19 protein-coding genes are annotated in these 23,502 nt (G+C 64.4%); 4 read left to right on the top strand and 15 right to left on the bottom strand.

Annotated features, from left to right (window positions below):
- Positions 1–239 precede the first annotated feature (239 nt).
- From TMPK1_RS01935 to TMPK1_RS01910, 6 genes are all read right to left on the bottom strand, one after another.
- Positions 240–1,364 carry an acyltransferase family protein gene (locus TMPK1_RS01935; RefSeq protein ID WP_420241099.1) on the bottom strand — a complete coding sequence of 375 codons (1,125 nt, stop codon included), beginning with the start codon at positions 1,362–1,364 and terminating at the stop codon, positions 240–242.
- Positions 1,361–3,067: a hypothetical protein gene (locus TMPK1_RS01930; protein ID WP_420241098.1), complete on the bottom strand. Its 1,707-nt coding sequence runs from the start codon at positions 3,065–3,067 to the stop codon at positions 1,361–1,363. Before TMPK1_RS01930 ends, TMPK1_RS01935 begins: the two co-directional genes overlap by 4 nt.
- On the bottom strand, positions 3,064–3,471 hold the full coding sequence (locus tag TMPK1_RS01925; protein ID WP_420241097.1) for a GtrA family protein: 408 nt from the start codon (positions 3,469–3,471) through the stop codon (positions 3,064–3,066). The genes TMPK1_RS01930 and TMPK1_RS01925 overlap by 4 nt, the downstream gene beginning before the upstream one ends.
- Complete coding sequence (locus TMPK1_RS01920) at positions 3,468–4,355, bottom strand: glycosyltransferase family 2 protein (protein WP_420241096.1); 888 nt, start codon at positions 4,353–4,355, stop codon at positions 3,468–3,470. The genes TMPK1_RS01925 and TMPK1_RS01920 overlap by 4 nt, the downstream gene beginning before the upstream one ends.
- 97 nt (positions 4,356–4,452) lie before the next feature.
- Entirely contained in the window at positions 4,453–5,748 is a 1,296-nt protein-coding gene (locus TMPK1_RS01915) for a glycosyltransferase family 4 protein (protein ID WP_420241095.1), read from the bottom strand.
- Between the two features lie 72 nt (positions 5,749–5,820).
- Positions 5,821–6,756, bottom strand: coding sequence for a glycosyltransferase family protein (locus tag TMPK1_RS01910; RefSeq protein WP_420241094.1), 936 nt, complete (start codon positions 6,754–6,756; stop codon positions 5,821–5,823).
- Between the two features lie 195 nt (positions 6,757–6,951).
- Between TMPK1_RS01910 and TMPK1_RS01905 the strand changes: the two genes are divergently transcribed.
- Positions 6,952–10,371, top strand: coding sequence for a S8 family serine peptidase (locus tag TMPK1_RS01905; RefSeq protein ID WP_420241091.1), 3,420 nt, complete (start codon positions 6,952–6,954; stop codon positions 10,369–10,371).
- 50 nt (positions 10,372–10,421) lie between these two features.
- Here TMPK1_RS01905 and TMPK1_RS01900 read toward each other — a convergent pair whose 3' ends face one another.
- Genes TMPK1_RS01900 through TMPK1_RS01890 form a run of 3 tightly spaced genes read right to left on the bottom strand, consistent with a single transcriptional unit; the run spans position 10,422 to position 13,507 of the window.
- Positions 10,422–11,468: an acyltransferase family protein gene (locus TMPK1_RS01900; RefSeq protein WP_420241090.1), complete on the bottom strand. Its 1,047-nt coding sequence runs from the start codon at positions 11,466–11,468 to the stop codon at positions 10,422–10,424.
- A gap of 2 nt (positions 11,469–11,470) precedes the next feature.
- A complete protein-coding gene (locus TMPK1_RS01895; RefSeq protein WP_420241089.1) occupies positions 11,471–12,193 on the bottom strand; it encodes an SGNH/GDSL hydrolase family protein in 723 nt (240 codons plus the stop codon).
- Positions 12,194–12,196: 3 nt separating this feature from the next.
- Positions 12,197–13,507, bottom strand: a complete 1,311-nt coding sequence (locus TMPK1_RS01890) for a putative O-glycosylation ligase, exosortase A system-associated (protein ID WP_420241088.1) — start codon at positions 13,505–13,507, stop codon at positions 12,197–12,199.
- A gap of 129 nt (positions 13,508–13,636) precedes the next feature.
- Between TMPK1_RS01890 and TMPK1_RS01885 the strand changes: the two genes are divergently transcribed.
- Positions 13,637–14,386 carry a DNA alkylation repair protein gene (locus TMPK1_RS01885; protein WP_420241087.1) on the top strand — a complete coding sequence of 250 codons (750 nt, stop codon included), beginning with the start codon at positions 13,637–13,639 and terminating at the stop codon, positions 14,384–14,386.
- Positions 14,387–14,612: 226 nt separating this feature from the next.
- On the opposite strand, the gene TMPK1_RS01880 is transcribed toward TMPK1_RS01885, so the two are convergent.
- Genes TMPK1_RS01880 through TMPK1_RS01870 form a run of 3 tightly spaced genes read right to left on the bottom strand, consistent with a single transcriptional unit; the run spans position 14,613 to position 15,872 of the window.
- Positions 14,613–14,897: a helix-turn-helix domain-containing protein gene (locus TMPK1_RS01880; protein WP_420241086.1), complete on the bottom strand. Its 285-nt coding sequence runs from the start codon at positions 14,895–14,897 to the stop codon at positions 14,613–14,615.
- Positions 14,890–15,597: an SdpI family protein gene (locus TMPK1_RS01875; RefSeq protein ID WP_420241085.1), complete on the bottom strand. Its 708-nt coding sequence runs from the start codon at positions 15,595–15,597 to the stop codon at positions 14,890–14,892. Before TMPK1_RS01875 ends, TMPK1_RS01880 begins: the two co-directional genes overlap by 8 nt.
- Positions 15,594–15,872, bottom strand: coding sequence for a metalloregulator ArsR/SmtB family transcription factor (locus TMPK1_RS01870; protein WP_420241083.1), 279 nt, complete (start codon positions 15,870–15,872; stop codon positions 15,594–15,596). Before TMPK1_RS01870 ends, TMPK1_RS01875 begins: the two co-directional genes overlap by 4 nt.
- A 79-nt stretch (positions 15,873–15,951) precedes the next feature.
- Between TMPK1_RS01870 and TMPK1_RS01865 the strand changes: the two genes are divergently transcribed.
- Positions 15,952–16,398: a DUF1801 domain-containing protein gene (locus TMPK1_RS01865; RefSeq protein WP_420241082.1), complete on the top strand. Its 447-nt coding sequence runs from the start codon at positions 15,952–15,954 to the stop codon at positions 16,396–16,398.
- Between the two features lie 2 nt (positions 16,399–16,400).
- Here the strand turns inward: TMPK1_RS01865 and TMPK1_RS01860 are convergent, their stop codons facing one another.
- From TMPK1_RS01860 to TMPK1_RS01850, 3 genes are all read right to left on the bottom strand, one after another.
- Positions 16,401–18,314, bottom strand: a complete 1,914-nt coding sequence (locus TMPK1_RS01860) for a serine hydrolase domain-containing protein (protein ID WP_420241081.1) — start codon at positions 18,312–18,314, stop codon at positions 16,401–16,403.
- A 259-nt stretch (positions 18,315–18,573) separates the two neighbouring features.
- Positions 18,574–20,166: a hypothetical protein gene (locus TMPK1_RS01855; RefSeq protein ID WP_420241080.1), complete on the bottom strand. Its 1,593-nt coding sequence runs from the start codon at positions 20,164–20,166 to the stop codon at positions 18,574–18,576.
- Positions 20,163–21,236, bottom strand: a complete 1,074-nt coding sequence (locus tag TMPK1_RS01850; protein WP_420241079.1) for a GNAT family N-acetyltransferase — start codon at positions 21,234–21,236, stop codon at positions 20,163–20,165. Before TMPK1_RS01850 ends, TMPK1_RS01855 begins: the two co-directional genes overlap by 4 nt.
- On the opposite strand from TMPK1_RS01850, the gene TMPK1_RS01845 reads away from it, so the two are divergent.
- Positions 21,210–23,501, top strand: a complete 2,292-nt coding sequence (locus tag TMPK1_RS01845; RefSeq protein WP_420241078.1) for an NAD-dependent epimerase/dehydratase family protein — start codon at positions 21,210–21,212, stop codon at positions 23,499–23,501. The genes TMPK1_RS01850 and TMPK1_RS01845 overlap by 27 nt on opposite strands.
- Position 23,502 lies beyond the last annotated feature (1 nt).

Below are 23,502 nucleotides of genomic sequence, written 5' to 3'. Positions count from 1 at the left end.
GCTCGTTCTTCCGTCCGCTGGTGAAGTGAGCGTTCACCTGGACTTGTGAAGAATATTTCCGCCGTCGCTGCGGAATTTTGCTGCGCGTACGTCTAGAGATGATGAGGGCCATGTCGGCGGCGATCGCACCCCGTGTTGTCGCCGGCCGGACCTTACGGCACCGCTGCCTCCCAGGGCGGCGGTGCCAGCCTTCTCTCTAAGCGCAAGAAGAAGTGAGAGCGCGCTGCGCGCGCTAGAGTCTAAACTGCCGGATCGACCTCAATGCGCGGCGTCGGCACCGGTGACACGCCACCGATGCGCTTGGTCAGAGCTTTGCGCATCCAACTGCGCCCCGGCTTTTCGACGCCATAGAACAGCGCGACCGACGCGACGAAGGTCGCACCCAGGAACACGAACAACGGCAAGGTCGCGCCGTAGTGGTCCATCACCAGGAACTTGGTCCAGTCGCGCACGAACCAGTGCGCGAGGTATGTCGAGTAGCTGATCTCGCCCAGAAACAGGATCGGTCCCCACGCAAGAATGCGCGCCGGGCCTTTGCCGGTTGCGAGCAACACGATCGTTGCTACGAACGCAGTCGGCAGGAACAACCAGTCCGGCCCGGCTCCCATCGCGAACGCAGCGATAGCGCATGCTGCGACCAGCGCGAGCGCGACATGCACCATTGGCACGACGCGACCGAGGCTCCAGGCGCGATACAGGAACAGGCCGGTGGTGAATTCCAACAGGCAACGCACCAGGCCGTATTTCGGAATGTCGTGATCGACCGAGCGCGCACCCAGCGCGTTGAAGACCAGCGCGGTCAAGATCAACATCGTGATGACGCCGACCGCTGCAGCAAAGCGCGTGCGCGCAACGCGCCAGGCGAAGGCGACGAGCAACGGGAACAGCAGATACGCCGCCCATTCGGTCGAGATCGACCAGGCCGGCACGTTCCAATCCATCTTGGTGGTGAAGCCCCAATTCTGGACCAGGAACAGACCCATCACCCAATGGTCGAACGGATAGCGGCCGGCCAGACTCTTCTGCGTCGAGAAGAACAGGATCGCGATCGGATTGATCAGGAACAGCACGCTCATCACCGCATGCAACGGCCAGATGCGCGCGACGCGCGCGATCAGAAAGGCGCGGACCGTGCCGCTTTCCAACGTGCCGACCTTGTTGGCGTAGTTCAGCGCCAGGATGAAGCCCGACAGGATGAAAAACAGATCGACCGCGAGATAGCCGCGCGACACGAGCGGCAAGGCCCAGTCCGGCATGCCGGCGGGAAACTCGAAGCGGAAATGGTAGAGCGCAACCCACCACGCGGCGATGCCGCGGAGCCCCGTGAGGGCGTTGAGGTGACCCGTCTTCGTGTCGGTACTCATCGCCCCTCGGAACGTCGCTCCGCGCCAGTAGGTTCGCTGAGTTTCTCGAGACGGCCCTGCCGCGACGGACGGTCCCAGACGTAACGCCAGATAGCGCGGTCCGGAAACAGCGTGGCCAGCCGCGTCTGGGCGCCGAATTCGTAGTGCACCGGATCGGTGGCAAACAGCACCGGCTGCGCAAGATCGGGATCGTTGCGCGCCAGATCCCAATATTGCATCGGCCGCGCCGTGCCGATCGAGCTGGGCACGATCACCACCACTTGGCTCAGCCCGGCCCGCTCGATCGCGATCTCCATCTGCCGCCGCTCCCAGATCATCTGCTGGGTGAAGATCGCCCACCCGATCCCCAACGCAGCAGCCATCGGCACGCAGGTCACCAGACCGGCGCGCAGCCACCGTCCGCGCGTGGGCGCATCGCTGATCGCGAGGGCGATGGTCAGCACCACGAACGGATAGGCCGGCAGGTAATAGCGCGGCCCATAGCGTTCACCGCCGCGCACACCCGACAGCGCGTACCAGACGAGAAAGCTGGGATAGATCCAGTCGATCCAGGTGGCGCGGCCGCGTACAACGCGCACGACGAAGGCGACGCCCCACAGCGCGATCAACACCGGCATCGTCCATTCGACGAATTCGAACTGCCGCGTCAGCGTGCGCAGGATTGCTTCGCCGAGCGGATGGTCGGGACCGAAACCGAGCTTGGCGATCGCCTGCGTCGGATACCCCCACTTGGTCACCGCCAACAACGCGTGCCCCGTCACCGCCTGGTTGTAGGCGAACAGGATCAGCAGAAACGGCAGTGCACCGAGACCGAAGCCAAGCGCGGGCGTGAGCGTGCGCGGCTTGCGCACGATCTGCCACGCCAACACGACAAAGAACGGCGTCGCCAAAGCCAGCACGTCGAGATAGCGCGCGATGCCGATGACGCCGAGACAGACACCGCCCGCAAGCGATGCCGACCAGCTTGGCGCGCGTTGGAAGCGGATGGTGGCCAGCACGAACAGCACGCCCGAAACCGCGGGGAGTTGGTGCGAGAAATAGCTGCCATTGTTGAAGACGATGAAGGGCGTCAGCGCAACGGCGCAGGTCGCAAGCGCGGCCTCGGTGGTCGGCAACAAGCGCGTCGCGAGACGTGCAGTCACAGCGAGCAGCGCCGTGCCCAGGAACACGTTGGCGACCCAAGCCGGCACGTGCAGCAACCGGAACGGCAACAGCACGACGGGCCAGCCCGGCGGATATTGTCCGATCCATTTGCCGTCGCGCATGAAGATATGGATCAGAAAGAACAGGCCCGTCTCTTGGTCGGGCGGCACTGCGTTCCACAACCGGCCGCGCGCATAGGTGTCGGCCTGGAACAGGAAAATCCATTCGTCGGCCGAGTTTGGGAAACCCTGCAGGATCACCGCGCCGACAAACACCGAGAGCAACGTGTAAGCGCCGAGGCAGAGCCACGCGACGCGTCCGGTCGGCGGCGCGAGCTCGATCCGCGAGCGCACCACCCACGCCATGCCCGCCAGCTGCACCACAAACAGCACTGCGACCAGCACCAACCGCATCCGGTGATCGTCGTCGTGATAGCGGAACGGCGCGGTCCAGCCGGCGAAATACGGCACAGTGATGCAGGCGCTGGCGACAAACAGCAGCACAAGTTTGCGCGGCCAGTCAGCCACGCGCGCGCGCGACGTGTCGATCGCGATGCTCATGCGTTGGCAGGCGCGCGAAACACGAAGCTGCGATAGACGAGAAATTTCAGCACGACGCTGCAGGACACGACGAGCATATAGGCGACCGGGTACGGCAGGCCGAACTGGTCGAGCAGCAGCAAGTACGCGCAGTACTCGACCCCACGAAAGCCGAGCGAGGTCAGCACATAGCGCACGAACTCGCCGCCCGCGGGGCCGCGCTTGGCGAAGACGAAGCTGCGCACAGTCAGGAAATTGAGCAGCAGCGACGCAAGCAGACCGCCGCCGCCAGCGAGCTGCGGCGACAGCCCGCCCAGCTCGCGCAGCGCCACCGTCGTGCCGAAGCCAACGCCAAGACTGAGCGCACCGGTTGCGATGAAGCGCAGGAAGCGAACCCGCGCCAGACGCTGCAGCAGCGCCTTCATCCTTTGGCGGTCCGCTTGTCGATCATGTCGGCGAGCAGCGCAAAGGACGCCATGTTGAACAGGAAGAAGAAGACGATCAGCGTCTTCTCGGTCAGGTCGTGCAACACCGCCACGTCATAGAAGAGACAGCCGAGGAACACGAAGAACAAGGCCGCGATCAGCGGCGCAAAGAGCCGGATCGGCGCGAAATAGATGCCGGTGCGCGCAATCAAAGACAGGAACAGCAACGTGTCGCGGATCGGCTTGATCTTCGATTTGCCAATCCGCGGGTGATAGGTGATCGGCACGAACACGACGGCGTGAAAGTTGGTCAAGGTCGCCAAGGTGATGGTGAGCGTAAAGCTGAACGCGTTCGGCAGAATGCCGAAATACTTCATCGCAATGTCGCGGCGGAAGACGCGCAGGCCCGAATTGATGTCGGGGATCTTCTGGCGCGCGATCCACGAGGCCCAAATGCGCAGGAAGATCTTGGGGAATGCGCGCAGCTTCGAATACTGCACGCCGGCTGCGGTGCGTGCGCCAACCACCATGTCGACGTCGCGGCAGCGATCGACCAGTTCGGGAATCCGGTCGATCGGATAGGAGCCGTCGGCGTCGGTGATGACGATCAATTCGCCGGTCGCCTGGCGGATGCCGGTTTTCAGTGCAGCGCCATAACCGCGATTGCGCGTATGCGCGAAGACGCGCACGTCGCTGCGTTCGGCCGCGATGCGGGCGAGGATTTCCCCGGTCGCATCCGACGAACCATCATTGACCATGATGATTTCGTAGGCACGCCCGTGCACGGCTTTGCGCAATTGTTCGAGCGTGCCGAGAAGCGCGTGCTCTTCATTGAAGCACGGCACGATGATTGAGAAATCTGGTGGTTGGTTTGACTCGGCCATCGTCCTGACACCGGTTGCGGCGTCAGGAACGCGTCAGCTTCATGATAATCTCGCACTGCAGTGCGAGTTTCTCGTTACTGCTGTTTTCGATCCGGATTCAATGTTGGTCGCGAGACGCGACGGCTGAACGAAACAGCTCCAACTGCCCCTGCGTGGTCGGCTCCCAGCCGAAGCCTTCGGCGTACAGCCGCGTCAGCGCGCGATCGGGCAGATGCGCCAGCAGGCGCGACGCTGCATCGGCGATTGCGCCCGCGCTGCGATCACGCGTCAGCACGCCGGCTGCTGGACGCGACACGACTTCGGGATTGCCCCAGATCGGCGTTGCAATCACCGGCGTGCCGCACGCCATCGCTTCGAGCAGCACGTTGGCCCAGCCTTCGCGGCTGCTGGCCAGCACCAGCGCGTCGGCCGCACCGTAGAGACGTTTGAGTTCGTCATGGGGTTGCGCGCCCAGGAGGCGCACGCGACCATCGACGCCGCGCGCGCGGGCGAGCTTCTCCAGCGCCGCATGTTCCGGCCCCTCGCCCGCGATCCACAAATGCACGTCCGGCAACTGCGTCAGCGCGTCGATGATCAGGTGGTGGCCTTTGCGTTCGATCAGGTGACCGACCGAAAGCAACAACTTCTCTGGCGCGCCCAGTTCGGCGCGCAATCGCGCGCGATCGGCGGGCGGGGTGAAGCGCTGCAGATCGACGCCGTTGCGCAGCACGCGGATCTTGTCGGCTGGACCGCCCATCGCGACCAGCTCGTCGCGCAGCGCCGCCGACACGGTGATCACGCCGGCCGCCTGGCTGCACGCTTCGAGGATCGCGCGGCGCGGCCCGTCGAATTTCGGAATCAGATTCACGTCGGTGCCGCGCGCGGTCATGACGAACGGCACGCCCAGCCATTTGGCGAGCTTCGCCGCGGCGACTCCGTCGGGATAGAGATAGTGCGCGTCGATCAGATCGATCCCGCCCAGATCGCGCTGGGCGCGCAGCAACGCGCCGCGCGCTGCATAGGCGAGCGTGCTGGGCGTGATGCGCATGCCGAATTTCGGCACCACCAGATAGCGCGGATGTTCGACCGACAGGCCGCGCACGGTCGAAATCGACGGCACGCGCGCATTGCGCGCCCAATCGCCGAACATCGGATTGGTCGACGGGAAATACGGTACCGGCGCAATCACGCGCACCTGCACTTCGCCGGTCGCGACCAGCTTCTCCAGCCGGTTGGCGACGAACACGCCGTGTTGCGGCCGCTGCGGATTGGGAAACAAGGTGGTGAAGACCGCAACGCGCAGCGGCTGCTTTGAACCCCTCTCCCTGAGGGAGAGGGCGGGACCCGCGACGAAGTCGCGGGAGGGTGAGGGTTTGTTCGCGATATGCGTGCCTTCGAATTCAACAACAGACATCAGAGAACCCTCACCCTCCCGCACACGATGTGTGCGGGCCCTTCGCTCTCCCGCGGGGAGAGGGAAGATTTGTCACGCCGCCACCCTTCGCAACGAAGTGCCGTCCGCCTCGCTGCGCAGCAGCGCTTCGATCGCCAAGCCGGCCGAACGACGATAGGTGCCGTTGCTGAAGCGCGACGGGCCGATGAAATGCAGGAACGACGTGTCGGGCGGCACCTGCCCGCCGGGATAATTCAGATAGCGCGGCGCCGACAGAACGATCGCACCCGGCGCGTTGGCGACGACAAAGTTCGAGCCGACCTGCTCGCTGCCCCACTCCGTCCACTTCGCGCCCAGCGCCTGTTCCATGCGGGCCGAGAAATCGCGCACGCGCGGGCCGACATCGCTGCCACGCGCAAAACCCGCGAAGCCGGAACAGCCGCGCACATAGCGCGCGCCCGCATCGAGACCGATCTGGGTCAGTGCGCGCTCGGCCAACGTCTGCACGTGGGTCGAGGGATCGTTCGCCATGCGCAGCGATGAGACCGCGACCGGTTCGATGGCGCTGTCGGGATCGCCGTTGATCGTGAAGGACGCATTGGTCTGAATCTGGCGCGCCACTTCAGGGATGTCGCGCAGCGCCAACGTGTCGGCGTCCATCTGCACGACATAGGAATGTTCGGTCAGTTCCGCGATCAGCGCCAAACGTTCCCAGGTCCCGCCTTTGGGCAGGCCAGCGCGGTCGATCGAACGAATCGGCACGATGTCGACCAGCGGCAGATGATGCCGGATGCGTGCTTTTTGTGCATCGGTCAGGGTGCCGTCATCGACCACCAGGAACCGTCCACGGCCGAGTTGCCGGTGCAACGTCTTGGCTGCGACCAGGTACATGGTGACGTGGTTGGTATTGAGCATCGACAACACGACGAGTTCGGAATCGTCGACAGATATCGGTGCCGTTTCATCGATCGCGCGGCAGGCCCGGTCGTACCACCAGTACTGAAGCGCTTTGCGGAGTCGTGTCTTCACGGCGCCTGTAACGCTGCAGAAACGGGTTTGTTCCACACAAGAAAACTGCACAAAAAGCCAAATGGCATAAGCCGTTTTCTGCGAACACCGTTCACCAGCCCTTAAGTGCGGAACCCGCAGCTTCGCGCCCAACGACGGGTGACGCTCTCTCCGGCAGTTGCTCGCGCTCAGGACCTACTCAGAACGAGGATGTTGATGGTCGCGATGAATGACCCGAGCTTTGGCTCGGAGTGGGCGCTTGGTGCAGGCGCCTGGTCGTTGAACGTGCAGCCGGTGTGGGCGCGCGGCTATACCGGAAAAGGTATCCGCGTCGCCGTCATCGATAACGGCGTGCAATATACGCACCCGGATCTGGCGCCGAACTACGACGCTGCGCACAGCTATTCGTATCGCGACAATGTCGCTGATGCAGGTCCGAAAACTTCGTCGGACAGTCACGGCACCCTTGTCGCCGGCACGATTGCAGCAGCGGCAAACGGCACCGACGCGGTCGGTGTCGCCTATGACGCGACGATCCTGTCGTACCAGATCGGGTATGGCAGCGCGGGTTCGCCGACCCAGTACGCCAATGCGATCAAAGCTGCGGCGCTGAACGCCGACATCGCCAACAATAGCTGGAGCTACACGACCCAGTTCCAGGACAATTTCTTCGGCTTTTCCTTCGCCGCCGCCAAAGCGGCGGTCGAACAGGCCGCCAACCAAGGCCGCAACGGGCTCGGCACGATCCTGGTCTTCTCGGCCGGCAACAATGCCGGTGCCGGCGACGACACCAACTATCATTCGTTCCAGAACGCACCGTCGATCATCTCGGTCGCAGCAACGGATTCGTCTGGTGCGCTGTGGTCCGGCTCGACGCGCGGCGAATCGATCCTGATCGCGGCACCGGGTGCCAACATCGTCACCAGCGACCTGATGGGCAGCAGCGGCTACGGTAGCGGCAACGTCGCGACCGTCAGCGGCACCTCGCTCGCCGCCCCCGAACTGAGCGGCGTGGTTGCGTTGATGCTCGACGCCAATCCGAATCTCGGCTGGCGCGACGTGCAGGATATTCTGGCGCTGACCGCACGGCAGAACGTTCCGACCCAGGCGACCTGGCGCTGGAACGGCGCCACCGATTGGAACGGCGGCGCACGCCATTTCAGCAACAATTACGGCTTCGGTCTCGTCGACGCCGCTGCAGCAGTGCGTGTCGCCGAGACTTGGACGCAGAGCCAAGTGTCGTCGAACCAGGCGCATTCGAGCATCACGGTTTCGTCGGCTCTTACGATTCCCGACAACGGCACGGTCAAGAGCACCGTCGCCAACAGCAGCCACATCGCGGTCGAAAAGGCCGTGGTCGATCTGAATTTGGCGCATATGGATCTGGGCGATTTGATCGTCACCCTGACCTCGCCCAAAGGTACGGTCGCGACCTTGATGAACCGTCCCGGCGTGACGGGATCGAACACCAACGGCGTCACCTCGCCGCCGACGTTGAGCTTCGAGTTTTCGGCCAACACGTTTTGGGGTGAAAGCGCCGACGGAAATTGGACGCTGACCGTCACCGACGCGCACGGCAACAATATCGCGGGCGCGCTGAACAGCTGGACCTTGCGCCTCGACGGCGACGCGGCGGCAGCCACTAAGACGGTCTATTACACCGACGAATTCGCGACCTTGGGCCTGACCAGCCGCCAGCTACTCAACACGGGCGGTGCGACCGTCGTCAACGCAGCCGCCTTGTCGGGCAATGCGACGTTCGATCTCGCGCATAACAGCGCGATCATTGCGGGCAAGCCGCTGACCGTTGCCGCGGGCACGGTCGTGACGCAGCTCTTCACGGGCGACGGCAACGACACGATCACCGCCAGCGACGTTGGCGTCTGGATCGATGCGGGCCGCGGCGCCAACACGATCAAAGGCGGCAGCGGCGCCGACACGTTCGTGGTGCGCGGCAGCGGCGACGTGATCGACGGCGGTGCCGGCAACGACACGGCTGTCTTCACCGGCAAGTTCGCCGACTACACGATCACGGCCGCCGGCACCGGCGTGCTGATCAGCGGCAACGGCGTTTCTGCGACCTTGGCGCATGTCGAGACGCTGAAATTCAGCGACACGGTCTACAACGTGCCGCAGCCGACGACGCCGCCAATCGCGCTGGCGGATGCCGTTGCGACGACGCAAGAAGCACCGGTCACCTTCGCGCCGCTCGCCAACGACACGCCGACGCCGGGCGCGACGATGCATGTCGGCAGCACCAGCGCGGCGGCACACGGCACCATCATCAAAAACGCCGACGACACGCTGACCTATCGTCCGAATGCGGGCTATGTCGGCGCCGACAGCTTCACCTACACGATCGTCGACGGGCTGGGCGGCAGCTCGACCGCGACGGTGACGGTGCAGGTCGGTGCAGTGACGCCGGTTGCGAACAACGACACCGCCAGCACCAAGAATGCGACGCCAGTCACCTTGGCGCTGCTCGCCAATGACAGCGATCCGGTCGGCAACAGCCTGACTGTGTCGGCGATCGTCACCGGTCCGACGCACGGCAGCGTCGTGATCAATGCCGACAAGACCGTCACCTACACGCCGGATGCGGCGTGGAGCGGCGCCGACAGCTTCACCTATGTGATCGACAATGGTCATGGCGGCACGGCCAGCGCGCTGGCGACGATCAATGTGGCCGCGCCGGTCGTGACCACACCGCCCGATGGCGGCGGCACGCCCACGCTGACGCTGACACCCGACACTGTGTTCGCGATGAAAGATGCGGCGCTGCCGATCTATCCGTTGGCGAATGACGCAGCCGGTTTGCACTTCAACGCGATCGAAACCGGCCCCGCGCATGGCCAGATCGTTGTCGGGCTCAACAACGAACTCGTCTATCTCGCGGACGCTGGCTACACGGGCAGCGACAGTTTCGTCTATTCGGCCAAAGACGCGACCGGTGCGACCGGCACCGCGACCGTGTCGATCACGGTTGCCAGCGCATTGCCGAGCGGCACGCTGAAAGGCACCGGCAGCGGTGCGACGATCGTGGGCGGTGCCAACAACGAGATCCTGACCGGATCGGGCACCGACGTGCTGCAAGGCGGCGGCGGCAACGACAATTACTTTGTCAGCACCTCGAAGACGACCGTCGCCGAAGGCGCCAGCAGCGGCAACGACACAATCTTCAGCACGGTCAGCTACGCCGCGCCGGGCAATGTCGAGAACGTCGTCACCTACTACACCGGCTATGTCGTCGCGACCGGCAACGACCAGAACAATATTCTGGCGCTGCGCGGCAGCGGGCAGATGGTCGGCGGCGCCGGCGACGATTTGTTGATCGCGGGCGTCGGTGCAGCGGAAATGAATGGCGGCGCCGGTGCCGACAAATTCGTGCTGCGCGCTGGGTCGGTCGGCTCCAAGATCACCGACTTCCAGGCCGGCGTCGATCAGTTGGACCTGCACCTGCTGCCCGGTCTCGGCAGCGATCCGATTGCGAGCGGCGTGCTGAAGGCAATCGCGAATTCGACCTCGACCGAGATCTGGTACGACGCCGACGGCACCGCCGGCGCTGGTGCGGCGGTGAAGTTGCTGACTCTGTCGAACTTCGCGCCGGGCGGTTTGACCGGGCACTGGTGGGGCTGAACGCGCGACCGTCATGCCCGGGACAAGCCCGGGCATGACGACGTGAGAAGCTAAACTTTCGCGGCCTTACCGACTGCAAGTTCTCGCTTCGGGTTTACGCCTCCCCGGTCGTACCAGCCGCGGATCGCACGCAGCGCGGGTTTCTCCACCGCCTTGTTGATCAAGGCGGCGACCGCCAGCGATGCGACGATCGCGACGGGGACGAAGAGAAACCGCGACATGCCCAGATCGTCGCCGAGCCGGATGACGCGATAACCGATCATCTGATGCGTCAGATAGAACGGGTACGAAATCACGCCGAGCCAGATCAGGAACGGTTTGCGGATCGCGGTCATCCGTCCGGTGATCGCCAGCGCGAACATGGCGCAGAAGAGCAGCATCGGAATCGTCTTCCAGACGCCGACGATGCTTGCCTGGGTTAGCACCGACGCGACCAGCAACAGCGTATGGATTGGCTTCCAATCGTCGCGCGACCAGGCGTCGAAAAACACGATGCCGCAGACGAAGAACTGGGCGTATTGCACGATCAGCAACTCGCCGACGCGGCCGGGCAGATAGACGCCCATCGCGGCGCTTGCGCGCCACAGCGCGACCACGACCAGCCACGCGCAGCACACGAACAGAATGCGATGCACGGCGCGGCACAAAAACACGCCGATCATCAGCGCGTAAAACGCCAGCTCGACCGCCAGACTCCAATAGACGCCGTCAATGTCGCCGATGAACAGAAACCGCTGCACCATCGTTGCATTGGCCGCGACCTGTACCGGCGTCAGAACCTGGTTGGGCAGCGGCGCCAAGGTGATCAGCAAACAGGCGAGCGCCAGCGACAGCCAATAGGCCGGATAGAGGCGCGCGAAACGATGCACCGCAAAGTCGACGGCCGAGCGGCTGCGCTGCAACGTCATCAGAATTACGAAGCCCGAGATCATGAAAAACAGCTGCACGCCGTAGGTGCCGTCGAGGAACGGCTTCAACGGAATCGGCTGATCGAGAAACGCCTGGTCGAAACGCAAGGTGAAATGAAACATCGCAACCCACAGCGCCGCGATGCCGCGGAACACATCGAGTTCGAGGAAGCGTTTCTTCTCGCTCATGCCTATGCCTGCAGCACCGGACAGTCGCGCAGGCGCGACGCCCAGATTTTGTAACCGGTCGCGTTGAGATGAACGCCGTCGCCGCCATGCCAGATCTCGGGCAAGCCGCCCGCTTGCGGCAGCGACTGCAAGAAGATCGCCTTATGGGCGGCGGTGCGCGCCGCGATCCGTTCGTTGAAGTCGGCGATGCGGTGATTCATGTCGCGGCCGAATTTCGCAATCACCGACGGCATCGTGAGATCGACCGGAAAGACCGAGCAGACGCAGATTTGCGGTGCCGCGATCGCTTTCAGCACGTCGTCGAACATGTCGGCGGCGCGTTCGGGTGACGCACCGGCCAGCTCGTTCAAGCCGACCGCGATCACCGCAGCGCGCGCGGTCTTGGCGGTTTCGTAAAAGCGCAACCGGAAGGCAAGGCTGCGCACCGTGTCGCCGCCAATGCCGAAATTGAGCGCGCCGGTCGTGACCGACGCGACGTCGAGTCCGGCAACGTGACTGTCGCCAAAAAACACCGCCCTGCCCGGCCCCGCTTGCGCATCGACACGCAGCTGCACCGCCAGCGTGTCGCGCCAGGTTTCGGACCGGTCGGGTTGATAGAGACCGAGGCGCTCGCTGGCGCGACCGACAATGTCAGGACGCGCGAGCGCGCCCGCGATCGTGGCTGCGACGCCGACACCGGCCGCAAGCGCCACGCGTCGTCCGATTGGATCGGTGTCGAACAGCATCGCCTAGGCTTTTGCAGCCGTCGGCCAAAGCGGTGCTTTGCGCGGCACGTCGACCGGCCCCTGCACCGTCGCGACTTGGTTGACGAGCTGGCGCATGGCGATGCCGCGCAATCCGATCGACAGAGCCAGAATGTCGTAGGGCAGATTGAACGTCGCGCACGAGCCGAAGAAGCCGCCTGACGCGTAGGCAACCAGCGCGATACGCAGCGCGCGACCAAGATCGGCTGCCCATGCCAAGTCGGGATGTTCGCGGCATCGTTTGATGACCCAGCCGCAATTGACCCAGATACCGGCGAGCAGCGCCACGAACAGGAACAGGCCGACGAAGCCGTGTTCGGCCAGCACTTCGAAGAAGCTGTTATGCGCTTCGAGCCAGTAATTGCCGCGCTTGTTGAGCTGGAAGACTTTGTAGCCGCCGCCCGTGATCGGATGTTCCTTGGCGTAGTTGTAGGCCCAGGCCCACGACTCGACGCGCGACACGGCGCTTTCGTCGCCCTGGTAGTTCTCGATCGAATCGGCGCGCTGGAAATATTCGGCCGGTGCAAATGTCAGCGCCAAGGCCAACATGACGATGCCGCCGATCGCGGTGATCATCTTGCGGTTCGAATGCCAGACGAACATCGCGAAGGTGCACAGGCCGGCCACGATGCCAGTGCGCGCATGGGTGCCGATGACCGAAATGATCACCGCGACGATCAGGCCTTTGATCACGTAGTTGCGCCATTTGAAGCGCGCCAGCAGCGTGTCGTGTTTGCCCAGATACCAGAGCAGCGGAATCAGCGCGCAGAGATAGAAGGCAAAGGCGACGCGATCGCTCATGAACGTGTCGTAGGCACCGACGACGGTGGTGCCGCCGCCGCCGCTGAGGATGGTTTTGGCCGCGCCGCTGAGCGCGAAATATCCGATCGCCAGCGCCATCGTCCATAACAGCGACTCGATGCGCACGCGCGTCGTCAGCATCGCCGCGGTCAGCAATGAGATCAGAAAGACTTTGTTGGTGCGTTCCCACTTCACCGCTGCGTCGGTCGGGAACACCGCCAGCGCTGTGGTGAGCTGCGTCCATAAAACGAAGCAGAGAAAGATCGCCAGCAGCCAGACCGGGCGCGGCACGATCTTCTTTTCGGTGAAGGCCCAGACGCCGATCGTGATCAGCGCCACGAACAGCGAATACTGGTTGGGCAGCGCGTTGGCGTAATACACGACCGACGGCGGCATGTATTCGAGCCACTTGTAGACGACAATCCCGACGAAGGGCGAGACGAAGATGCACGGCAGCAGCGTCAGATAGACCATGATGAACAGAAGCTGACGCACGGAGGCTTGTCCTTGGGGCGAAGACGTACGCACCAGAAAGCCTGCGACCGGCGACGGTTCCATGCGAGTTCCGGAAACCACAGGACGGAACCGTTGCTTGGGCCCGCTTGGTGACCCAAGGTGGCGCCCATGGCAGCCAAAAAAGCAGCGGCGAAGCGCGCCGCAAAGAAGAGCCCGACCCTTCCGCCGAACAAGCCAGCCCCGAAGCCGGGCACCCTGCTCGACCTCAAAGCGGCGATGGCCGCGCTGGAACGGCACGGAACCGCGAAGGGCCGCGAAAGCCTGGCGCGTTACGGCATCGTCACCCAAGACAAGGTGCTGGGTGTCGGGATGAAAGACGTCCAGGCCGTGGCCAAGCTGATCGGCACCAACCACACGCTGGCTGAAGCGCTGTGGAACACGGGCTGTTACGAGGCGCGCATGCTCGCCGCCTTCGTCGCCAACCCGTCGCGCGTGACGCCGGTACAGATGGAGCGCTGGGCCAAAGAGTCCGACAATTGGGCAGTGGTCGACACGCTGTGTTTCAAGCTGTGGGACCAGACCCCGCATGCCTGGGACAAAATCGTGAAATGGACCGGCGCGCGTGACGAATGGGTCAAGCGCGCGGGTTTTGCGTTGCTGGCCAGCGTCGCGCTGCACGACAAGGCGGGCAAGGACAAGCCGTTCCTGGACGCGTTGAAGCTGATCGCACGCGAAGCCGAGGACGAGCGCAACTTCGTCAAGAAGGGCGTGTTGTGGGCGCTGCGCGGCATCGGCAACCGCAACGCGACCTGCAAGCGCGAAGCGACTGCGATGGCAAAGCGCCTGGCCGCGTCGGAGGACGCGACGTCGCGCTGGATCGGCAAAACCGCGATCCGCGAAATGGCGAAGCGCGCTTAGCGCTTTAGCCGGCAATCACAAGCCAGCAAACCGCCAAGACGCCAAGATTCGCCAAGAAAGCGAGCCTGTGGCGCCACAACATCGCAAGCCGCGATTGGATTTCCTGACGCGCTTTGCGCGTCGATAAAACCCTCTCATCGTGGGACGCGCTTACTACGCCTTCTGTGCCTCTTGGCGAATCTTGGCGTCCTTGGCGTCTTGGCGGTTTGCTGATTGGTGACTCGTGTCACCGCAGATACAGGTAATCCCGCTTCGGCGCCGGTGTCGTGCCGGTGTCGCCGAACAGGTCCGCCAGACGCAGCTCCAACGCGGCGCTCAGCTGTTGCAGCTTGTCGTAGGTCAAGGTCGCGCGGTCGCGTTCGACCTTGGACAGAGTCGAAACCGGGATGCCGGTCTTCTCGCTCATCTCACGCAACGTCCAGTGACGACGTGCGCGCAGGCGGAACAACACGCTGCCGAGTGTCGTGCGACCCGCCACCGGATCGATCTCGCGATGTGCCACGTTACGCATGGTCGATATCCCCCAGCGTCTTGTTGGGCCCCTGAATTGGGTCTGCGCGCCAGACGAAATACGAATAGACGCAGCAGATGACGACGACCACGAGCAGCGGCACCGTGATCATCCAGATCATGTGTTTGAGGTCGAACAGAAACGCCGCTGCAACACCCCACAGACCGACCAACATCAGCAACCGCCCCGCCAGGCGCTGCGTCTTTTCCCAGGACAGGTCGCTGGTCAAGGTCCAGCGCGTGCGCACACCAAGCAGGAAGTTGCGGCGCGTCTTCGGCATCGAGTCGGCGGTCGCGACGATCAGCAGAAAGCTGCCCGCAACGATGCCGCGCACCCAAAGGTCGGAATAGTCGCCGACTGGCAAGGTCATCTGGCGCGCGATCACGAAGGTGGTTGCGACGATCAGCAGATCGACACCGATCCAACTGATCAGATAGAGGCGCGCGCCCATCTGCAGATTGCGGCGGAACGGTTCGATGCGTGGTGCGACCGCCATCAACAGCGCGACACCGGCGAGGATGGCGGGAAACAAGGCCAGAATGCGCACGGCTTCGGCGCCACTGCCGAAGCGATCGGGACCGTTCGGCCCCCAATGCACCGGCACGGTTGCAGTTGGATCGACATGCGACGCAGCCCAGAACCAGATCGCCAATGTCGCGATCAAACAGGCGAACGACGCCACCAAACCACGACGGATCATGACTTGCTGCCTTTCGACTTTTTGCCTGCGACGAGGTCGAGCAACATCGCCGCCGTATCTTCCAGAATCGACGCATTCAGCCGGTACAGAATGTTGGTTCCCGACCGTTCGGCCGTGACCAACCCCGCCTCTTTCAGCTTGGTCAGATGTCCGGTCATGGTCGGCCAGGCGACGTCGAACGCGTCGGCAATCTCGCCCGAGGTGAGCGGTCCTTTGCGTAACATCGCCAAGACTTCCCGCCGCAACGGATGGGCGAGCGCGGTAAATGCGTCCATAGGTATATGACTAATTAGCCTGTAGGCTAATGTCAAGCGCGCACTGGTAAGCGGTGCTGTGGCTTGGCATAGAGGCGCAATGACCCCTTCGCAAAAAATCGACCGCATGATCGCGGACATTCCCGATTGGCGCGGCAAGACCTTCGCCGCGGTGCGCAAAGCCATCTGCGACGCCGATCCCGCGATCGTCGAAACCTGGAAATGGATGGGCAGCCCGGTGTGGGAATGCGACGGCATCATCGCGGTCGCCAACGCGCACAAAGGCAAAGTCAAAGTCACCTTCGACTATGGCGCGCGCCTGCCCGACCCCGACAAGCTGTTCAACGCCAGCCTCGAAGGCAATCAGCGCCGCGCCATCGATCTGTTCGAAGGTGACAAGGTCAACGCACGCGCATTGAAAGACCTCGTCCGCGCCGCAATCGCGTTCAACCGTGCGAAGAAAAAGCCCACCGCAAAGAAAGCGCCGGCGGCCAAGAAGGCAACGCCGGCGCGGAAGAAAACAGCACGAAAAACCAAAACGAGCTGAACTCAGTACTCCAACGAGACGCGCAGCAGTTTGTAGGCGAAGCCGACCCACACGATGTCGAGGCACGCGATCGTGAAGACGAGCGCGCCGGCCCGACGCCACCAGCCTGGCGCGCGGAAGCTTTCGCGCAGATTCCACAAAGCGACGCCGGCCCCTGCGATCGCCAACAGACCAAACAGCTGCAGCACGCGCAGCACCGGATCGAGCCCACTGTCGAACACCGACAGGCCGTTGCCGATCTGCAGCACGACAAAGAAGAAGCCGCCGACGAAGAGCAGCCCCACCAGCGCCGAGGCACCGACCAGCCGGTGCCGCAGCGCCGCGCGTCCCTGCAACGGGAACGGCGCACGCGCACGACGGCGCAGCACCGCGCGTACGGGCCGCACCAGCAATGTCAGCGCCAAAACCGCGAGCGAGAACAGCACCAGCGGCAGGTTCCACGACGCGCTCAACGCCGGCGGTGCACGCAGGCCGACATCGGCCAGCGGATGATCGTCGGTGGCGAAGGCAGCCACGCGCCCATCTTCGACGCGCGCGGCGATGCGGCTGGTGCCACCGACTTCGCGCCACACGAAGGGCGCGGTTTCACGCCAACGTTTGGGCTCGCCGTTCAGGCCCGGCAGCGCACTCACCGCAATCGTACCGTCCGGCATCGGCACCACCGTCATCTCGCCGAGAAGCGACAGCAGCGACATGAAGTTCGAGCTGGCACGCCGTGACGACCAATAGCGTCCCGCGATCGCTTGCGCGTGCGCAGCCGCGGTTGCTTCGGTCGGCGGCGGCGCTGCGGCGTCGGGGAAATAGCGATCCATGAAATCATGGAAGACGGCGCCGCGCAGTGCGCCGGCTGCGGGATCGCGGCCGGTGCTGTTGGTGACGAAGTAAAAGCCGATCTTGTCCTCGGGCACCATCTGCAACGACGCATGAAAATACTGACTGTCGCCGGCATGGCCGTACACGACGCGGCCGTTGCGATCGTCGCGGAAGAAGCCAAGCCCCATCGCGGGCAATTGCTTCATCGCCGCATAGGTCGGCGTCCACATACGCTCGACCGTTGCTGGTTTGAGAATCGCCGCATTGTCGAGTTGTCCGCCGCCGAGATAGGCGCGCATGAAGCGCGCCATGTCCGCGACCGTGGTCGAATGACCGCCGGCAGGACCGACGCCAAAATTCTCGAACGGCTGCGCCGGTTGCGACGCACGGCGATAGCCAGACGACAAATCCGGCGTGAATTGCGCCGGCACCGGCTGCGACGATGCCGAGCGCGTCATGCCGAGCGGCGCAAAGACGTTCTGCTCGATATAGGTGTCGTACGGCACACCGGTCAGGCGCTGCACGATGTAGCCCGCCAAGGTGACGCCGTAATTGCAGTAGGCGATGGTCGAGCCCGGCGCATAGATCTGCGCCGGCGCCCAGCGTTTGACGTAGTCTTCCAGCTTCACCAGGCGCTGCGGATCGTCGGTTTCGAGATGCTTGATCCGCTCTTCATAGCCCGGCGTGTGCGTCATCAGATGACGCATCGTCACCTTCTGCGGCGACGGTAATTTGAAATCGAGATACTGATTCACGTCGGCGTCGAGATCGAGCTTGCCCTGCTCGACCAGTTGCATCACCGCAGTCCAGGTGAACAGCTTTCCCACCGACCCGGTGCGGAACAAGGTGCGTTCGGGATCGACTGGCCGCTCGGACTGGACGTCGGCAAAGCCCCAACCGCGCTGCGCCAGCACTTCATTGCCGCGCACCACGACGACGCCGATGCCGGCGTAATCCCCGCTGCGCAGCGCATACGGAATATAGCCGTCGAGCCAGCTATTGAGATCGGCTGCGGTCAATGGTTGCGCGGTTTGCGCCGTCGCCGCTGTGCTAACCAGCGCCGCAAGCGCGACGAGAATCCAGCGTGTTGCCGCTCTGCGCATCTGTATCTCCACGATCGAATTGGAGTCGCAGCCTGACATTGCGGCGCGTGTACGCATTGTGATTTATCGAGCATGAGCGCTTACTCACGACGCTGCGTGTCGAGCGCCTGTCTGCGCATGCGGTACCAAAACGATCCAATTCGGCGACTCTTGTTTCGCTGCGCCGCGTGCACCGACAGATTCGCAACGATTCGCGCGTCTTCAGTTCCACGTTGGCGTCGTGCCGCCGATCGCTGGCTGCGCGTTTCGTCAATACTGGTCAGCGACCAGCGAGCGCAAAGCGCCACGGCATTTTCTTGCGCTGCGACGCGAGCTTGCTGCGCAGCTGATCGTCGGCCCAGCGGAACGAGCTGCGCGCTTCGTCGACGCCAAGCTGCGTCGCCATCGCCAACGCAGCGCGCGTGAAGGTCAGCGGCGTCAACAAGCCGACCCAGTCATCGCTGGGTTCGGGGAAATTCTGGACGCGCCGGTTGAGCGCCCAGGCCTCGGCCCAGTTGGCGCACCATGGCGAGTCCTTGTTGGCGCGCAGCATGATCGTGCCCGGCGTAGCCACGGCGCGATTCCAGCCGCTGCGCCCGTCGGTGCGCGCAATCGTCTGCGCCACCTTCCAACGAAAGATCGGCAGGAACCCTTCAAAGCCCAGCATCGTGATCCAACCCAGCGACAGGCACTGAAAGTCCTCTTGCCACGGCGCGATCGAGACGCCGGGCGGCACCGCGCCGCCGCCACGATCGTCGAACGCGGTCTGCGTCGTGTGGAACACGGTCTGCGGAATCTCTTTGCCGTCGACGAAGCGCGTGCGGAAGGAGTCGCGCAGCTGCAGCAGCATCGACGACCATGACGCTTTGGGACGCAGCCACGACGGCACGTTGTCGGGCGTCATGGTGGTGACCTGCGCCAAGGTGCGCAGCGACCAGGCGCTGGAACGTACTTGCCCGACTTTCTGCTTGTAGCCGGGTGGATCGGCGAGGTCGTCGAACGTCGCCTGGAATTGCAGCTCTTCGAGGAAATACGGATCGCCCGTAATCGCGTAGGGCAGATAGGACAACGCCGGTTGATGCGCCTTGTCGGGCGTGAACAGCGTCTTGTCGGCCATCGCGATTTTTGGATTGCCGCCATTGGGATGACAGCTTGCTTCGGGATAGGCCTGCAGATCGATCGGCGCGCCGGTGCGCTCGTCGCGGAAATGCCACGGCACGCTGGCGGCCGCTTCGGCCTGCGCCAGCAAGGTTTGCAACGATCCGCTATCGCCGCCGACCCAGGCGGCTTGCGCTTCGGTCAGTGGCCCGATGTCGGGACGATCGCCCGTCGTCGGCATGTACGCGGTGACACCTGCCGCTTCGGTCGGGCGATAGAGCTGCGGTTTCGGTGGCGGCTCCATCGCGCCGAGCGACGCAAAGGCCGGGATCAGATGCTCGCGCACCAACCCATTGGCGTCGCGCACGACGCGACGCGGCGCGCTTTGCCAACGCCAGCGCGTACGCCAGTCGGCGCGCGGGACGTCGATCTGCGCCACCTGGGTGCCGCCACGAAAAATCGAGGTGCGATACGGCGCGCCATTCGCGGCCGGCGTCCATAGCCGGCCATATTCGACCACGACCTCCATCCGCGCGTCGCCGCGATCGGGGCGGAAGAACACAGTGAACGGCGCGTCGGTGGCATCGGCGCGCAGGCAGCGTTGCTCGAACTTGCCGATCGGCGACACAAACGCGCCCATGTCGCGCGCCGCGCCCATCGCAAAACTGAGCGTGCGTCCTTGCGTTTCGATTTCGACACGCCAGTCGTCGGCGGCATAGGCGGACGGTGCAGCAGCAAGCGCGGCACTGCCGAGCAGGAAGGAACGGCGCTTCACGCGGCCAACCTGCGCAACATCGCTTTGACGCCGCCCAAGGACAGGGCGCGGTGCGCGTCGATCCATAGCTGTTCGTCGATGCGCGTTGCGAGGCTGCGCTTGTAGCGCGCTTCGCCCGCGAGAAAATCGTACTCGCCCAAGCCGCGCTGGGCGTAGTGGCGCATTGCGGCGAGATGCGCGACCAGGCCGGGTTTGGCTTTGGAATTTGCGTCGATGTCGACTCCCGCCTGATACGCAAGGACGCGACCGCGCCAAAGAAAGCTGTAGAGATGCGCCAGCACGCGATCGCCGGCGCGCACGGTCACGATCTCGGCGTGACCCATCGGCACCGCGCGTTGCAGCAGCGCGCGATGAAAGCGCACGAACGCCTCGGTCGCGAAGGCGCCGGGTGCACCGCGCGAGGTCCAGCGCCGCTGATGCAACCGCGCCAGCGCGTCGAGCCGCGCCAGCTGTGTGTCGACATCGCCGCCCGCTTCGATCGTCACCGTCCCCGCTTCTTCCGCGCTTCGTTGGGCGCGACGCGCCTGCGCACGGAAATTGGCGCTGGCTGCAGCCAACGGATCGCGGTCGAGCCGCGCGGCAAAATTCGGACGCGAGATCACGGTCTGCAACGGCCGCACGCGCGACAAGGCGGTGCGATGCGCCGCATCGGCGCCCGCAACCGACCAGATGGTGCAACGGCGCGCGGCTGGATCGCTGCTCAACGTGTCGGTGATTTGCGCCAGCACCTCGGCCGGCTCTTCCCCACCCGCGATCAGCACGCCGGCGCGTTCGGTGAAGACCGAATCCTCGGCTGCGTCGCCGGTCTGGTTCAACCACAGCCGTCCGCGTTTGGGATCGATCGCGACCAGCGCCAGCGCAACCGTCACGTCGCGCCGCTGCACGCGCAGCAGGCGTGCGCCGGCAAACCGGCGCGTGATGTCGCAGCCGATCCAGCTCCAGCTTTGGAAAAACGACGCGGATGCGCGCTGGACGAGCCCGTCCCATTCCCGCGCCAGGTCGGTTTCGGCAGGCAGTTCGTCGAGCGATGCAACCAAGCCGGCATGCTCGGCATTCAGGCGGGCGTGCAAGCCCAATCCTCCCCAGATCTTCACAGCGTCCGCACCGAACCGCGTGGCGCATCCCATAGTTCCCGCACACGGGTCGCCGTCATCGGCGCCGGTGCGATTTCGGCCGCGCACCTTGAGGCGCTACGCGCCACAGACCGCGTCGACATCGTCGCCGTGGTCGATCGCGACCAGGGCCGCGCCGAGAAGGCTGCGCGCGCGTTTGGTGTGAAACGCACCGAGCGCGATGTTGACGTGTTGCTGAACGAGGGCGCGATCGACGCTGCCCACGTATTGGTGCCGCCCGATCTGCATCGCGCGGTGGCGCTGCCGCTGCTGGCGCGCGGCATTCACACGCTGGTCGAAAAGCCGCTCGCCGATTCCGCCGCCGCCGCGCGCGAGCTGGTCGAGGCCGCCGATGCGGGGCGCGCGGTGCTGGGCGTGAACCAGAATTTCGTACTGCAGCCCGCCTTCGTGCGTGCGCGCAAGCTGCTCGAGTCGGGCCGCTATGGCCGCATCCGGCACGTCGCTTTCACCTATGCGATGCCGTTACGCCAACTCGCCAGCCGGCAATTCGGCGTCTGGATGTTTCAGAAGCCGATCAACATTCTGCTCGAACAGGCGGTGCATCCGCTGTCGCAGTTGGTGACGTTGATTGGTCCCGTCCACCGCGTCGCGGGCATTGCTGCACCGCCGCTGCTGCTCGAGCACGATTTGCGCTTCCCCGATCGCTGGAGCCTGGACCTCGATGGCGCCACGTGCAGCGCGCAGCTTCATCTCGCCTTCGGCCATTCCTTCCCCGCCTGGGGCTTCACCGCACTGTGCGATGACGGTGCCGTGACCGTCGATCTGCTGCGCGATCGCATCACCGCGACCGGCCGCAGCGAACATCTGGAAACGATCAGCGATCTGCGCGACGGGTTGCGGTCGGGGCTGGGGCTGGTGCGCGACAGCGCGCGTGCGATGGCGAGCTATGCCGCCGGCACGTTGAAGCTGGTGCCGCGCAACGACTCGTTCTTCGTCTCCATGCGCGCGTCCGTACGCGCGTTTCATGCGTCCTTGCCCGCCGGCCCCGCGCCCTTCACCGGCCGGTTCGGCCTGTCCTTGCTGGAGATCTGCGAACAGATCGACGCGCTGCGCCCGGCCGCTTCGTCGCGCGTCGCGATGCCGAAGCCAGCACCTGCCGTCACCGACGGTCCGCTGGTGACCGTGTTCGGCGGCACCGGTTTTATCGGGCTGCCGACGGTCGAGAAATTGCGCGCAGCCGGTTTCCGCGTGCGCGTCGCGGCGCGTGGCGCCAAACAAATCGACGGTGTCGAGACCGTCCGCGCCGACATTGCCGACGCAGCGTCGGTGACGCGCGCAGTGGCGGGATCGCGTTACGTGATCAACCTCGCCCATGGCGGCGGTGGCGACAGTTACGAAACCGTGCGCGCTGCGATGCTGGACGGTGCGCTAAACGTGGCGCGCGCGGCGCGTGAAGCGGGCGCCGAGCGATTGATCCATGTCGGCACCATCGCAAGCCTCTATCTCGGCGATCCCGGCGACGTGATTACAGGCGACACGCCGGTCGATCCGCAGAAAGAAACGCGCGCGCTCTATGCCCGCGTCAAAGGCGAGACCGATCTCGCGGTCGAAGCCTTCGCGCGCGATAACGCGCTGGCGTTGGTGTTGCTGCGTCCCGGCCTGGTGGTCGGTGCAGGCACCAGCCCGTTCCATTCCGGCGTTGGATTCCAGAACAACGAACAGCATGTGATCGGCTGGAATGCCGGACGCAATCCGCTGCCGTTCGTGCTGGTCGACGACGTCGCCGACGCCATCGTCGCGTCGCTGCGCGCACCCGATGCGATCGGCCGCGCCTACAATTTGGTCGGCGACGTGCGGCTGAGCGCGCGCGAATACATTGCCGAGCTGGCGCGCGCGCTGGGCCGTCCGATCCGCTTTCATCCGCGCAGCGTGACCGGGCTGCATGCGGGCGAAGTCGGCAAATGGGTGATCAAGCTGGCGGCGCGCCGCCCCGGCAACGTGTTTCCGCCCAAGCGCGACCTGCATTCGCGCGGCCTGATGGCCCGGTTCGACATCAGCGACGCCAAGCGCGACCTGCATTGGCATCCGGTCGCCGATCGCGCCGAATTCATTCGCCAGGCGATCACGCCGCACGCCAATCCGTTCGCGCGCGAGGCAATCGTCCCTTCTCCCCTGGAGGGGGATTCGTCCTCAACCTTTCCGGCTGCTCGCCCCCTCGCGACAACCCTCTCCCCCAAGGGAGAGGGAGCAGAGGCCGCCTGAC

Source organism: Roseiterribacter gracilis (assembly GCA_018332375.1).
Taxonomy (GTDB): domain Bacteria; phylum Pseudomonadota; class Alphaproteobacteria; order BOG-932; family Roseiterribacteraceae; genus Roseiterribacter; species Roseiterribacter gracilis.
Note: the sequence above shows the minus strand (reverse complement) of the source record. Positions and strands in the feature narration are given on the sequence as shown.

Excerpts from the sequence above, each read along its gene's own strand:
- TMPK1_RS01920 (WP_420241096.1), bottom strand. The coding sequence starts at position 4,355 with ATGGCCGAGTCAAACCAACCACCAGATTTCTCAATCATCGTGCCGTGC.
- TMPK1_RS01895 (WP_420241089.1), bottom strand. The coding sequence starts at position 12,193 with ATGCTGTTCGACACCGATCCAATCGGACGACGCGTGGCGCTTGCGGCC.
- TMPK1_RS01865 (WP_420241082.1), top strand. The coding sequence starts at position 15,952 with ATGACCCCTTCGCAAAAAATCGACCGCATGATCGCGGACATTCCCGAT.
- TMPK1_RS01860 (WP_420241081.1), bottom strand. The coding sequence starts at position 18,314 with ATGCGCAGAGCGGCAACACGCTGGATTCTCGTCGCGCTTGCGGCGCTG.
- TMPK1_RS01930 (WP_420241098.1), bottom strand. The coding sequence starts at position 3,067 with ATGAGCATCGCGATCGACACGTCGCGCGCGCGCGTGGCTGACTGGCCG.
- TMPK1_RS01870 (WP_420241083.1), bottom strand. The coding sequence starts at position 15,872 with ATGGACGCATTTACCGCGCTCGCCCATCCGTTGCGGCGGGAAGTCTTG.
- TMPK1_RS01845 (WP_420241078.1), top strand. The coding sequence starts at position 21,210 with ATGCTCGGCATTCAGGCGGGCGTGCAAGCCCAATCCTCCCCAGATCTT.
- TMPK1_RS01900 (WP_420241090.1), bottom strand. The coding sequence starts at position 11,468 with ATGAGCGAGAAGAAACGCTTCCTCGAACTCGATGTGTTCCGCGGCATC.
- TMPK1_RS01880 (WP_420241086.1), bottom strand. The coding sequence starts at position 14,897 with ATGCGTAACGTGGCACATCGCGAGATCGATCCGGTGGCGGGTCGCACG.
- TMPK1_RS01925 (WP_420241097.1), bottom strand. The coding sequence starts at position 3,471 with ATGAAGGCGCTGCTGCAGCGTCTGGCGCGGGTTCGCTTCCTGCGCTTC.
- TMPK1_RS01885 (WP_420241087.1), top strand. The coding sequence starts at position 13,637 with ATGGCAGCCAAAAAAGCAGCGGCGAAGCGCGCCGCAAAGAAGAGCCCG.
- TMPK1_RS01905 (WP_420241091.1), top strand. The coding sequence starts at position 6,952 with ATGGTCGCGATGAATGACCCGAGCTTTGGCTCGGAGTGGGCGCTTGGT.
- TMPK1_RS01935 (WP_420241099.1), bottom strand. The coding sequence starts at position 1,364 with ATGAGTACCGACACGAAGACGGGTCACCTCAACGCCCTCACGGGGCTC.
- TMPK1_RS01875 (WP_420241085.1), bottom strand. The coding sequence starts at position 15,597 with ATGATCCGTCGTGGTTTGGTGGCGTCGTTCGCCTGTTTGATCGCGACA.
- TMPK1_RS01915 (WP_420241095.1), bottom strand. The coding sequence starts at position 5,748 with ATGTCTGTTGTTGAATTCGAAGGCACGCATATCGCGAACAAACCCTCA.